Here is a 12,785-nt window from a genome sequence, read left to right on the forward strand (position 1 = left end):
GCGCGGCTTGGGCTTCGAAATAGCGAGCAGCCTCTCAGTTGATTCAATTGTCAGTGCCAAGCGGACTGAATCCGGCCAGATTGGCCAGCTTGAGACGCCAGCTGGCCGCCTCTGCCAGCAATGCGGCTTCCTCATAGGGCACGGAGGGGTGAGCCCCCCAGATGGGACCGGGCCAGGCCTTGTCGGTACTGAAACGGGCGACATGATGCAGATGCAGCTGGGGCACCAGATTGCCGAGCGCCGCCACATTGATCTTGTCCGGCCGCAGCGCCTGCTCCATCAGGGTGGCGACCGCGCAGGACTCCTCCATCAGCTGCCGTTGCTGCGCCGGTGCCAGGTGGTGAATTTCCCGCAGATTGGCCACTCTCGGCACCAGGATGAGCCAGGGATACTGGCTGTCCTTGGCCAGCAAGACGCGGCAAAGGGGCAGATCGCCGAGCAGGCGGGTATCTGCCTGCAGGCGGCTGTGCAGTTCAAACATGAAGACCTCGTTGACGTAAGGTGGGCGCGATGCACGATGAGAGCACCCACGTTACTGCAACGGGCCGCAAACTTAAAGTCGCGGCACGGCCCAGCTGACAAAGCGCTTGCGAAGCGCGGGGTCGGCTTTGAGGAAGAGTTGCTGCAACTGCCCCTCCAACGCGCTGGCCGCCACCGGTTCAACCACACCGGCGGTTGCGGTGACAGGCACGACCGTGCTCAATGCCGCCTTGCCGCCGCTCTGGTTGTATTCGCCCAGCTTGGCCCGCCAGTCCATCCCTATCAGCATGCCGCTGGTGATCAGCGCATCCTGCTGGCTGGCAATGCGCTGGCCACCGGCCTGCAGCCCCATGACGGGAGACTCGGCATACTGCGCCATGCCCTGTTCATCGCTCGGCAAGTTGGCTACCAGTCGTACCTGCTGCTGACTGGCTTGATAACGCAACACCTGCGGCACAGAGCGCAGCTGGCGGTCATTCTCGCTGCTGCTGCGACTCGGGATAACCCCTTCATAACGCACCAGCAACTGCTGCTCCCCATCCGGCAGGGTGGCATGCTGCTCGTCGTGCAGCGTGCCCGCACTCACCGCCAGGATCTGGAAATCCGCCGGCACCGTCACCTCGACGGCCGCCCAAGCCGCACTGCCCAGCACCATCTTCATGCCCAGCGCTGCCCACAGCAGCGATACCCCACGCCCGTACCGATAACCCTTCATATTTGCTCATCTTCCTGTTCGCGTTGATGGGCGCAGGCTAGCAGCCGAAGATGACAGAAAAATAACGAGGGCTCAGAGCAGGTAATGAGGTCGCTCGGCAAACCACTGGGCCAACACCTGCTTGAACAGCCGGATCTTGCGCGGCACCCGCCGCTGCTGGGCGTGCAGGACGTGCAGCGGGTGCAACCCGGTCTGCCACTCCGCCAGCACGGTGACCAGCTCCCCCTGCGCCAGCCAGGGTTCCACCAGCATCAGCGGACACTTGGCGTACCCCATGCCGGCCCGAGCCAGCTGCAGCACGGTACTGTAGTGGTTGGCCCGCACCTTGCCCTGCACCAGGATGTGCGCCTCCTCCTCTCCCTTGCGAAAGTGCCACTGCTCCCAGGCCGGGTTGTGGCCCTGCAGCAGACAGGGCCGTCCGCCCAGCTCATAAGGGGTGGCGGGGATCCCCTCCCGCGCCAGCAGAACCGGGCTGGCCACCACCACGTCCTTGAGTCTGCCGAGCGGCAGGGCCACCAGGTTGTCGGGAATGCTGCTCATGGCGCGCAGGGCGATGTCGTGCTCCCCCTGGCTCATGTCGATCATGGCGTTGGTGAAGTTCAGTTCGACCTGAACGCCGGGGCAGAGCTCGGCAAAGCGGGCCAGCAGATCGTTCACCATGCGATCGCCGGTACTGACCGGGCAGGTGAAGCGCAGCCGGCCGCCATCCTCCTCGGTCAGCGCCTGGATATCCTGCTCCGCCTGACGCGCCAGCGCGAAGATCTCGCCGGCTTGCTGATAGAGGGTCCGGCCCGCCTCGGTGAGGCTGAGTCGGCGAGTGGTACGCTGCAGCAGCTGGGCATTGAGGGTCGATTCCAGCGCGCTGACGTGACGGCTCAGCATCCCCTTGCTCACCCCCAGGCTGTCGGCTGCGGCCGAGAAACTGCCCTTTTGCACCACCTCATAAAAACTGGCCAGGTGGGAAATGTCCATTCATTAGCTCCAATATGGAAACAATGCGTTTATTTTACGCGCTTTTTCTCCCTTTTCATCGCGCTAGAATCAACACATCCCAACCAGGAGTGAAACAGATGAAGATTGTGATTGTGGGTGCCTCCGGCACCGTCGGCTCCGCCGTCAGCGAGTTGCTTGCCAAAGACCACCAGGTGATCCGGGTCGGTCACAGCCAGGGGGACGCCACGGTCGACATGCGCGATCCCGACTCCATCAAGGCGCTGTTCGCCAAGCTGGGCCAGTTTGATGCGCTGGTGGTGGCCAGCGGCAGCGTGGCCTTCAACGCCCTCACCGAGATGACCGACGAGCAGTGGCAGGTGGGGCTTCAGAGCAAGCTGATGGGCCAGATCAACCTGACCCGGGCCGCCATCCCCCACCTGAACGACAAGGGCTCCATCACCCTGATCAGCGGCATCCTGAGCGAAGAGCCCATCAACTGGGGAGCGAGCGCGACCACCATCAACGGCGCCATCGATCACTTCGTCAAGGCGGCGGCCTGCGAGCTGCCGCGGGGTCTGCGCATCAATGTGGTGAGCCCGACCGTGCTGACGGAGTCGATGGATAAATACGCCAGCTTCTTCCCGGGCTTCGTTCCCGTACCCGCCGCCAGGGTGGCGCAGGCCTACCAGAAGTCGGTACTGGGGGTGCAGACCGGCCAGGTGTTCAGGGTCAACGGCTGATCGCCGCCCTGCTGCCGCCCAGCCGGCACGGCAACAAAAACGGGCCCCGTGATGGGGCCCGTTCCATTGCTGCCAGCATGCCGACTTGCAGTTGGCTGATGGCAAACGTTTGTTTTTACGGCAACAAAAAAGGCGATGTGCCTCAGTCGATCAGCCCGTACTGCGCGCGCAACACCTCGATGATCTCCTGCTTCGGATTGGCGCTGCGTACCAGCGGCTGACCGATGATCTTCTCGGCAATCCCCACATAGGTGTTGGAGATGTCCATCATCACTTCGGTCGGCAACTTGTTGTCGCGGGCTAGGGCGAAACGCTCGGGCATACGGTGCTTGTTGAGCAGGATGTCCGGATCCGGGAAGTGGTTGAGCAGCCACTGGCGGAAGCCCTCTTTCGACTTCTCGACGATCTGGCCGTCGCGCAGGGCGGCGCCATCCCAGATGCGGGAGCTGTCGGGGGTGCCTACTTCATCCATGTAGATCAGCTTCTCGTTGCCGGCGGCGTCATTGACGTAGCCAAACTCGAACTTGGTGTCGACGAAGATCTGATCCAGCTCGGCCAGCGCGTCACTGATGACGTTGAAGCCTTCCTTGAGCAGCACTTCGTAGCGGTCGATGTCGGCCGGCTTGCTGAAGTTGAAGCCCCGGTAGTGGCGTTCGATGTCGGCACGGGAGACGTTGACGTCGTCGGCTTCCGGCACGCCGTCCAGCCCGGTCAGCACGCCCTTGGTGGAGGGGGTGATGAGGATCTCGGGCAGCTTCTGATCTTTCTTCAGTCCTTCCGGCAGGGTGATGCCGCAGAACTCGCGCTCGCCATCCTTGTAGGCACGCCACATGGAGCCGGTGATGTACTGGCGGGCAATCGCCTCGATCATCACGGGGCGGGCTTTTTGCACGATCCAGACGAAGGGATGGGGGATGTCCAGGATGTGGCTGTCGGCCAGCCCCTTCTCCTTGAACAGCTTGAACCAGTGGCTGGAGATGGCGTTGAGCGCAGCCCCTTTGCCTGGCACGCCGTTGAGCCCGTCCACGCCCTGCCAGATGCAGTCGAAGGCCGAGATCCGGTCACTGATCACCATGATGGCGAGCGGCGCATCTGCCGGCACGTCGTAACCCTTCTCGCGGATGAGGCGGGCACTGTCTGCGGCGGTCAGCCAGTAGACGCTGCGCACCTTGCCGGAATGGACGGGTTTATCGGTACGGATCGGCAAATCGTCGTTCACCGCCAATACTTGATCTGCAAGACTCATGGTAAGTAACACTTCCTGTTTGTGGGGGGTTTACATAACAAAACAGGGGCACAAGGCCCCTGTTTCTATTCTGTTTTTGCAGCTTGGTCAGCCAGACCCTTGGCGAATGCCTCGGACAGACTGATGTACATCTGGGAGATGACACCGGACGACACGGGCTTCTTGTCCTTGTCGAACAGGGTGATGGAGGTCTTGCCCCCCGCCATCTCGCCAAGCTGGAAGCGATACTTGTCTTCGTCCAGCTTGAACGGCTCGCTGCCCTTGGCCTTCCAGAATTCGCTGCCCGGCTCGTCGTACTCCACGTCGATCCAGCCCAGCGACTGCTGGGTATCCTTGATGGTGAAACCGTAGGCCGGCAGCACCTGATTGAGACGACGCCACACCTGGTCGAACGAACCATCGACGATCCAGGCGCTCAGCTCGTTGTTGTCCAGACCCAGTTCCAACCCCATGCCATCGTTGGCCTTGTGCTGTTCGCGGGACTTGAGCTGCTTGTCGTAGTAGAGCGAGAACTGGTTGAGGGCCCGGGTCGCGTAGCGCTGGGCATCCGCCGGGGTCAGCTCCTTGCTGGTCTCCCCATCGACGGTCTCTTCATGATCCAGCACCCGTACCGACATGTTGACGGCATGGCGCTGAGGATCGTTGCGCAGGGTGAACTGGTAACGCTGGCGAATGACGAAGTCATCGTCCTCTTCACTCCAGCCGTCGAGCGCCTTGGTGTTGTCAAACCAGCCGGTCTGCAGCACGCCGGCCTGCTGGTCCAGCTTCTCGGTGGTGACCTTGTACTGGGCGAGGAAGTTCATCAGGAAGGCCCAGGTATCTCGCTCCACGCTCTGGGAGGTGCTGAGGGCGTAGAAGGCCATGGTGGGTTCGCCAGCATTGGCCACCACCTGGCTGCCCGGTACCACGGTCAGCAGCTGGGCGGGTGGACGCACGTCAACCTTGGCACCCAGCGCGCCGTCACGGCTGCTCTCGGGCAGGGCCGGAATGTCGAAACTGCTGTTAAAAGCGGGGGTATTCAACCCGGCCGGCACCAGAAACGCACGGCCTTCAAGGCGGGCATCCTCGTACTCGAAACCACGGTTGGCCATCTTGCGTTCCTGGGGTGAGCTACAGGCTGCCAGCACGGCAACGGTCGCCACACTCAGCACCAGGCGCACTGCATTTCCCTTTCCATTTGCTTTAAACACTCGCCATCAACTCCGCAGTCGTCAGTGCTCGCGCCATCGCCTGTTCGCCCTCGGGGGTGAGGTCGGTGAGCGGCAGACGCAAGGTGGCCGTCGCAATCAATCCCAGCTGGGCACAGGCCCACTTCACCGGGATAGGACTCGGTTCGCAGAACAGAGTCTGATGCAACGGCATCAATCGATTGTTGATGTCGTGCGCTCGTCCGGCATCACCGGCCAGCGCAGCACGACACATGTCGGCCATCTGGGCCGCTGCAATATTGGTGGTGACCGAAATGACTCCGTCCCCGCCTTGCAGCATGAAATCACATCCACTGGCATCATCGCCACTATAAAGCGCGAATTGTGCGCCGCACAGCTCGCGCAGCAGCGGCGTACGGCTCAGATCCCCGGTCGCCTCTTTCAGGCCTATGATGCCGGGCACCTTGGCCAGTCGGGCTACCGTCTCCGGTTTGAGATCGCAACCGGTACGACCGGGCACATTATAAAGAATTTGGGGCAGACCACTAGCCTCGGCGATCGCACAATAGTGACGATAGAGGCCTTCCTGGGTGGGTTTGTTGTAATAGGGGGTGACCGAGAGACCCGCCACCACGCCGGTTTCGGCGAAGCGCTTGGCCAGGTCGATAGCATGGGCGGTATTGTTGGAGCCGCAGCCGGCAATGACCGGAATGCGTCCGGCGGCCAACGCCACGGTTTTCTCCACGACGGCGATGTGCTCCTGCTCGCTCAGGGTCACCGACTCCCCCGTGGTCCCGACCGCCACGATGGCGCTGGTCCCGGCGCTGACATGATAGTCGACCAGAGTGGCCAGACTGGCCCAATCGACTTCGCCTGAAGCCAGCATGGGGGTAACGAGGGCAACAATACTACCGCGCAACATGGATATTTCTCCCGATTTTCAGGGGCGTTATGGTAAAGCTGCCCCCTTGGAAAAACAAGGGAGGCCAGGGGCAAGCCGTGTTACCATCCGGCAAAAACCGCACTGCGCGAGCCGCGGTGGAACACGCCGGACGCTGGTCGTGACACCCCGATACCGTGCTCGTTGCAACGAGATTCTCAACAAGGTTGCCATGCAGGATCGCTGGCAGTGGCCCATGGCCAGCCCCTTCGGGCCATGCCACTGCATCCACATTCGCAACCCGCTAATGGACGAGAGAAGATTTATGACTCATTACCTGGTCGTAACGGCCATCGGCACGGACAGGCCTGGCATCGTCAATGAGGTCACCCGCCACGTCAGTGGGTGTGGCTGCAACATTGTCGACAGCCGTCTTGGCATCTTCGGCAATGAATTCACCTTCATCATGCTGCTGTCCGGTGACTGGAACAGCCTGATGCAGCTCGAGATAAGCCTGCCCCTGCGCAGCCAGGAGTGGGACCTCATCACCATGATGAAGCGCACCGAACGCCATCAGTCGCTGCAATACGACATCAGCGCCAATGCCGAGATCCTGATCCGGGACCAGCCGGGCATCGTAAGCCAGTGCACCCAGTTCTTCAGCGATCACGGCTGGGACATCCAGGCCATGCAGACCATCACCCTGGAACAGCAGCCGTTCAACCTGCTCAAGGCCAGCTTTCAGCTCAATCTGGCCAAGCAGGGAGAGGCGGCCGGCTCGCAGACGGCCTTCGCCGGATTCTGTCGTGAACTGGGTGCAGAATCGTTCGAATTCATCGTCAACAACAAACACGCCTGACGGCTCATCCAAGGAGATCCCATGCAACCTTTATCCGCTGGCAGCCTGGCCCCCGATTTTTCCCTGTCCGACCAGGACGGCAACCAGGTACGTCTTGCCGACCTGCGCGGCAAGAAAGTGCTCGTCTACTTCTATCCCAAGGCGATGACCCCGGGCTGCACCACCCAGGCCTGTGGCCTGCGCGACGTCAACGCCGAGCTGGCCGCCCTCAATGTGATGGTGCTCGGCATCAGCCCGGATCCGGCCAAGCGGCTGAAAAAATTCGAGGAGCGCGACAACCTGAACTTCCGCCTGCTGGCCGATGAAGATCATGCGGTGGCCGATGCGTTTGGCGTCTGGGGCCCGAAGAAGTTCATGGGCAAGGAGTATGACGGTATCCACCGGCTGAGCTTCCTCATCGACGAAGAGGGCAAGATTAGCCATCGCTTCGACAAGTTCAAGACCAGCGATCACCATCAGGTGGTACTCGACCTGCTCAAGGGCTGAACCCCAGATACCGGTACTGCCGATATGGAAAGGGCCTGCAAGTGCAGGCCCTTTTTTATTCGCATGTCGTTGCCTGCCTCGCGTTGCGGGTGGCACGATGCCCGGTCCTTCGGCTCGCCTGCCAGGCAAGTGACTGGCGGCGACGTTCTCATTTGTCATGAAGGCGCCGGCTTGCATCCACGATGGGATGCCTTGGTGACGGGTCTTTCGGCACAGGCCAAATGACGCCCTTATTGTTGCGCCAGCGAGCCAGAAAGCAAGCCGCCAGCCGTTACATTTAATTAACCAGCCGGGGCCGACGTTGATTTCCCGCCCCGCTATCTCGCCAACCTCCCCTGCCAGATCAAAAAATTCATCTTATATATGGGTTAACGTGGCCCCAGTTTCATTTTCCAGTGAGAAAAGCCCATGAACATGAGCCACACCGAACGTCTGATCCTGAGCAACCAGTACGAGATCCTAGCCAAACTCAATCCGGAGAAGGCGGCGTTTTACCAACGGGCCAGCACCATCATCGAGCGCGGCTACTGCCTGCAGATCCTCGAACTGGAGAAGAGCTTCGGCCATCTGGATCTGGCCACCTGCCAGGAGGTGATCGACACCCTGGAACTGCACCACGCGCTGGCCATCTCCTGGGGCAACCTGGAAGCGGCCGATCAGGGCGAAATCAATGCCAGCCGGCTGGAGTTCAACGGCTACAGCCGCAGTCAGGAGCGGGAGCTGGCCGACTATGTCTGCTTCCTGCTCGAGGTGGACAAGCGCTTCCCCGAGCTCAAGTGCCCGTGCGACGAGCTCTCCAGCGACATCGCCATGCGTGACAAATACCAGCGCATGCTGGCGGTCTGGCGCCAGTGCCCGCGTCAGTACAAGCTCTCCATTCAGGAGATCCGCAAGGTCCTGGCGGCCTGATAGGCATGAAAAAGGCGCTGCGAGGCGCCTTGGTCCGAGTCATGGGCCACAGGCCTCACTCGTAGAGGAAGGATTTGTCCAGCTGCTTGAAGGCGGCGTTGAGGGTATCGGCCAGCTCTTCGTATCTGGGCTGAGCCACCAGTTGGCGACGACCGCCCTGCTCGTTCATCTTGCCGTTGATCTCGCGATACCAGCTAGCAAGGGAGGGCGGCAGGCGGGTATCGGCGCGCTGACCGAGCCAGTAGTAGCCCTGTAGCGGCAGGCTGAGCAGAAACAGCACCGAGGTCATGACGGAAGGCCAGTAGTGCAGCTCGCCGAACTGGAACTGCAGCATGACGCTGAGCACCGCCAGCGCCGGAATGACCTTGAGGGCGAACTCGGTGGCCTTGATCACCCGATTCTCCGGGAACATGGAATTAAGCTCGGGACGGCGGGGCCAAAGGGTCATATAATGACGGCCTTGCTGTAACTTAGTTCCAAAAATGTTCATGCTCATGCTACCTCCGAGCTCTTTTTGAACGTATTAACGGCAAAACCACGACAATATTTGATGCGCAATAACAAAGGTTGAGGATGACTTTGTTATTTTTCAACAATCGGGTTATCCTTTGTACGCCCAATTTTTGCGCCAACGGCCTGCCGTTACGCTGTCAGGGACGTCTGGATTTCGGGTCTTGTATCACTATACAAGGGGCAAGCAACAGATTGCCAACCCTCATAAGGATAAGTTGAAAGTTTTTGGACACGGCTCGTCCAACGCATCCTCCTACACAACCCAATCTGCGATAGGATTTATTCATGAGTAAGCTGGTTCTTGTTCTTAACTGTGGCAGCTCGTCCCTGAAGTTTGCTGTCATTGACGCAACCACCGGTGATGACCTGCTGTCCGGCCTGGCCGAGTGCTTCAACCTCGACGACGCCCGCATCAAGTGGAAACTGAACGGTGAGAAAGGCAGTGCCGATCTGGGCGCCGGTGCCGCTCACCAGGAAGCGCTGGACTACATCGTCAACAAGATCCTGCCGCTCAACCCGGAGCTGTCCAAGAACCTGATCGCCATCGGCCACCGTGTGGTACACGGCGGTGAGCGCTTCACCTCTTCCGTGCGCATCTGCGACGACGTCATCGCCGGCATCGAAGCCGCCGTACCGTACGCGCCGCTGCACAACCCGGCTCACCTGATCGGTATCCGTGAAGCCCGTCGCGTGTTCCCGGCGCTGGCCGAGAAGAACGTTGCCGTGTTCGACACCGCGTTCCACCAGAGCATGCCGGAAGAAGCTTTCCTGTACGCCCTGCCGTACAAGCTCTACAAAGAGAACGGCATCCGTCGCTACGGCGCCCACGGCACCAGCCACTACTACATCAGCCTGGAAGCCGCCAAGCAGCTGAACAAGCCGGTGGAAGAACTGAACATCATCAACTGCCACCTGGGCAACGGCGGTTCCGTCTGCGCCATCAAGAACGGCAAATCCGTCGACACCTCCATGGGCCTGACCCCGCTGGAAGGCTTGGTGATGGGTACCCGTTCCGGTGACATTGATCCGGCCATCATCTTCTTCCTGCACGACAAGCTGGGCATGAGCGTGGCCGACATCAACACCATGCTGACCAAAGAGTCCGGCCTGCAGGGTCTGACCGAAGTGACTTCCGACTGCCGTTTCGTTGAAGACAACTACGACAGCAAAGAAGAAGCCAAGCGTGCCATGGACGTTTACTGCTATCGCCTGGCCAAGTACATCGGCGCCTACGCCGCCGCCATGGACGGTCGTCTGGACGCCGTGGTCTTCACCGGTGGTATCGGTGAAAACTCCGCCCCGATCCGTGAAATCACCCTGAACAAGCTGGGTCTGCTGGGCTTCGACGTCGATCACGACGCCAACCTGAAGGCTCGTTTCGGCAAGGGTGGCGAGATCACCAAGGCTGGTTCCACCAAAGCCCTGGTTATCCCGACCAATGAAGAGTGGGTCATCGCCCACGACGCGCTGGAACTGGTTGGCGCATAATTTCGCTGTAGAGCAAGGCCGCCCAAGGGCGGCCTTTTCCTGATCCCAAAAATGAACAAGGGGTATAAAGTGGCACGCACTATTATGCTTATCCCGGTCGGCACTGGTGTCGGCGTAACTTCCGTGAGCCTTGGCGTTGTTCGCGCCATGGAGCGTCACGGTGTCAATGTCAGCTTCTTCAAACCGGTCGCTCAGCCGCGTCCGGGTGAAACCGGTACCGAGCGCTCCACCGCCGTGATCCGCGCCGCTGCCAACATCAACCCGCCCGAGCCGTTCGCCCTCTCCTACGCCGAGAACATGATCACCTCCAGCAACACCGATATCCTGCTGGAAGAGATCGTGGCCCGCTTCGAAGAGCACGTGAAGGCCAGCGGTGCCGAAGTGCTGGTCATCGAAGGCATGGTGCCGACCGACAAGCAGCCGTTTGCCAACAAGCTGAACTACGACGTCGCCAAGGCGCTGGACGCCGACATGGTGTTCGTGACCCATCCGGGCAACGACTCCAGCCAGAAGCTGAAAGAGCGTATCGAGCTGGCCTGCTCCAACTTCGGTGGCGTCAACAACCCCCGTATCGTTGGTTGCGTCATCAACAAGGTGGGTGCACCGGTTGACGAGCATGGAGTGACCCGCCCCGACCTGACCGAGATGTTCGAGGCCCACCACCACACCTCCGATGCCGCCCATAACCTGGAAGTGCTGCAGGTATTCGGCAAGAGCCCGCTGCGCATCCTCGGCTGCATCCCCTGGAATACCCAGCTGATCGCCCCGCGCGCCAAGGATCTCGCCAAGCATCTGGCCGCCAAGATCCTGCACAAGGGTGAGCTGGACAGCCGTCGCCTGCAGACCGTGACCTTCTGTGCCCGCTCCATTCACAACATGATCGAGCACTTCCGTCCGGGCAGCCTGCTGGTCACTTCCGGCGACCGTTCCGACGTCATCGTCTCCGCCTGCCTGTCCGCCATGAACGGCGTCAAGCTGGGTGCCCTGCTGCTGACCGGCAACTACCATCCGGAACCACAGGTGATGGCGCTGTGCCAACAGGCCATGGCCACCGGCCTGCCGATCATGATCACCGGCACCAACACCTGGCAGACTGCCGTCAGCCTGCAGAACTTCAACGTCGACATTCCGGAAGATGACCGCGAACGGATCGAGCTGGTGCAGGACTATGTGGCTGGCCACATCGACAAGCACTGGATCGAGTCTCTCTCCGCCAAGTCCACTCGTTCCCGTCGCCTGAGCCCGCCAGCTTTCCGCTACCAGCTGACCGAACTGGCCCGTCAGGCCAACAAGCGTGTCGTGTTGCCGGAAGGGGAAGAGCCGCGGACCATCAAGGCTGCCGCCATCTGTGCCGAGCGTGGCATCGCCCGTCCGGTCCTGCTGGGCAACCCGGAAGAGATCCGTCGCGTTGCCGAACAGCAGGGCGTGGTCCTGACCGACCGCGTCGAGATCATCGATCCGGTTGCCGTGCGCGAGCGCTATGTGGCCCGACTGGTCGAGCTGCGCAAGAACAAGGGCATGACCGAAGTGGTTGCCCGCGAACAGCTGGAAGACAACGTGGTACTGGGTACCATGATGCTGGAGCGCAATGAAGTTGACGGCCTGGTATCCGGCGCGGTGCACACCACTGCCAACACCATCCGTCCGCCGATGCAGATCATCAAGACCGCTCCGGGCTCTTCCCTGATCTCCTCCATTTTCTTCATGCTGCTGCCGGACCAGGTACTGGTCTACGGTGACTGCGCGATCAACCCGGATCCCACTGCCGAGCAGCTGGCCGAGATCGCCATCCAGTCCGCCGACTCCGCTGCCGCCTTCGGCATCGAGCCGCGCGTCGCCATGATCTCCTACTCCACCGGTACCTCCGGCGCCGGCGCCGATGTAGAGAAAGTGCGTGAAGCCACCGAGCTGGCCAAGGCCAAGCGCCCCGATCTCATCATCGATGGCCCGCTGCAGTACGATGCGGCCATCATGGAGAACGTGGCCAAGTCCAAGGCACCGAACTCTCCGGTTGCCGGTAAAGCCACCGTGTTCGTGTTCCCGGACCTGAACACCGGCAACACCACCTACAAGGCGGTACAGCGCTCCGCGGATCTGGTCTCCATCGGCCCGATGCTGCAAGGCATGCGCAAGCCGGTCAACGACCTGTCCCGTGGCGCCCTGGTGGACGACATCGTCTACACCATCGCCCTGACCGGTATCCAGGCAGCCCAGGCCGAGTAATCGACCGAGCTTATCCCTGTTGAAAAACCCGCCGCAAGGCGGGTTTTTTTTATGGCTGACGGGCAGATGTTGATCCGCGAGATCAAACCAGGATCCAGTTAGGATCCAGCATTCTCGTTCAGAGGCCAGCCCGGCAAGGGCGGCGGGATAAGCAAACGCTCACAC

13 protein-coding genes are annotated in these 12,785 nt (G+C 61.0%); 6 read left to right on the plus strand and 7 right to left on the minus strand.

Annotated features, from left to right (window positions below):
* Positions 1–43: 43 nt before the first annotated feature.
* From OKB87_RS17180 to OKB87_RS17190, 3 genes are all read right to left on the minus strand, one after another.
* Positions 44–481: an HIT domain-containing protein gene (locus tag OKB87_RS17180; protein WP_242796087.1), complete on the minus strand. Its 438-nt coding sequence runs from the start codon at positions 479–481 to the stop codon at positions 44–46.
* 72 nt (positions 482–553) lie between these two features.
* Positions 554–1,195, minus strand: coding sequence for a DUF2057 domain-containing protein (locus OKB87_RS17185; protein WP_270828091.1), 642 nt, complete (start codon positions 1,193–1,195; stop codon positions 554–556).
* A 72-nt stretch (positions 1,196–1,267) separates the two neighbouring features.
* Positions 1,268–2,167 (minus strand): LysR family transcriptional regulator, encoded by a 900-nt coding sequence (locus OKB87_RS17190; RefSeq protein ID WP_219281734.1) that lies wholly within the window; start codon positions 2,165–2,167, stop codon positions 1,268–1,270.
* A 98-nt stretch (positions 2,168–2,265) separates the two neighbouring features.
* Here OKB87_RS17190 and OKB87_RS17195 point away from each other — a divergent pair, with 98 nt between their 5' ends.
* A complete protein-coding gene (locus OKB87_RS17195) occupies positions 2,266–2,868 on the plus strand; it encodes a short chain dehydrogenase (protein ID WP_270828093.1) in 603 nt (200 codons plus the stop codon).
* 142 nt (positions 2,869–3,010) lie between these two features.
* Here OKB87_RS17195 and OKB87_RS17200 read toward each other — a convergent pair whose 3' ends face one another.
* The 3 genes from OKB87_RS17200 to dapA form a co-directional block, all read right to left on the minus strand.
* Positions 3,011–4,114: a phosphoribosylaminoimidazolesuccinocarboxamide synthase gene (locus OKB87_RS17200; protein WP_024944314.1), complete on the minus strand. Its 1,104-nt coding sequence runs from the start codon at positions 4,112–4,114 to the stop codon at positions 3,011–3,013.
* Between the two features lie 65 nt (positions 4,115–4,179).
* Positions 4,180–5,304, minus strand: a complete 1,125-nt coding sequence (gene bamC / locus OKB87_RS17205; protein ID WP_011704837.1) for an outer membrane protein assembly factor BamC — start codon at positions 5,302–5,304, stop codon at positions 4,180–4,182.
* On the minus strand, positions 5,297–6,184 hold the full coding sequence (gene dapA / locus OKB87_RS17210; protein WP_011704836.1) for a 4-hydroxy-tetrahydrodipicolinate synthase: 888 nt from the start codon (positions 6,182–6,184) through the stop codon (positions 5,297–5,299). Before dapA ends, bamC begins: the two co-directional genes overlap by 8 nt.
* Before the next feature lie 283 nt (positions 6,185–6,467).
* Here dapA and OKB87_RS17215 point away from each other — a divergent pair, with 283 nt between their 5' ends.
* The 3 genes from OKB87_RS17215 to OKB87_RS17225 all read left to right on the plus strand — a co-directional run bounded on the left by OKB87_RS17215 (position 6,468) and on the right by OKB87_RS17225 (position 8,396).
* Positions 6,468–7,001 carry a glycine cleavage system protein R gene (locus tag OKB87_RS17215; protein WP_017410282.1) on the plus strand — a complete coding sequence of 178 codons (534 nt, stop codon included), beginning with the start codon at positions 6,468–6,470 and terminating at the stop codon, positions 6,999–7,001.
* Between the two features lie 21 nt (positions 7,002–7,022).
* Positions 7,023–7,487 carry a thioredoxin-dependent thiol peroxidase gene (bcp, locus tag OKB87_RS17220; protein WP_270828094.1) on the plus strand — a complete coding sequence of 155 codons (465 nt, stop codon included), beginning with the start codon at positions 7,023–7,025 and terminating at the stop codon, positions 7,485–7,487.
* A gap of 408 nt (positions 7,488–7,895) precedes the next feature.
* A complete protein-coding gene (locus tag OKB87_RS17225) occupies positions 7,896–8,396 on the plus strand; it encodes a YfbU family protein (RefSeq protein WP_010634968.1) in 501 nt (166 codons plus the stop codon).
* A gap of 55 nt (positions 8,397–8,451) precedes the next feature.
* On the opposite strand, the gene yfbV is transcribed toward OKB87_RS17225, so the two are convergent.
* Positions 8,452–8,892, minus strand: coding sequence for a terminus macrodomain insulation protein YfbV (yfbV, locus tag OKB87_RS17230; protein ID WP_011704832.1), 441 nt, complete (start codon positions 8,890–8,892; stop codon positions 8,452–8,454).
* 302 nt (positions 8,893–9,194) lie between these two features.
* On the opposite strand from yfbV, the gene OKB87_RS17235 reads away from it, so the two are divergent.
* Both OKB87_RS17235 and pta read left to right on the plus strand, forming a co-directional pair.
* Entirely contained in the window at positions 9,195–10,397 is a 1,203-nt protein-coding gene (locus OKB87_RS17235; protein ID WP_011704831.1) for an acetate kinase, read from the plus strand.
* Between the two features lie 51 nt (positions 10,398–10,448).
* Entirely contained in the window at positions 10,449–12,620 is a 2,172-nt protein-coding gene (gene pta / locus OKB87_RS17240; protein WP_017410280.1) for a phosphate acetyltransferase, read from the plus strand.
* The last annotated feature ends 165 nt before the right edge of the window (positions 12,621–12,785 follow it).

The sequence above is a fragment of the Aeromonas sp. Y318-1 genome, assembly GCF_027706125.1.
GTDB lineage: Bacteria > Pseudomonadota > Gammaproteobacteria > Enterobacterales > Aeromonadaceae > Aeromonas > Aeromonas hydrophila.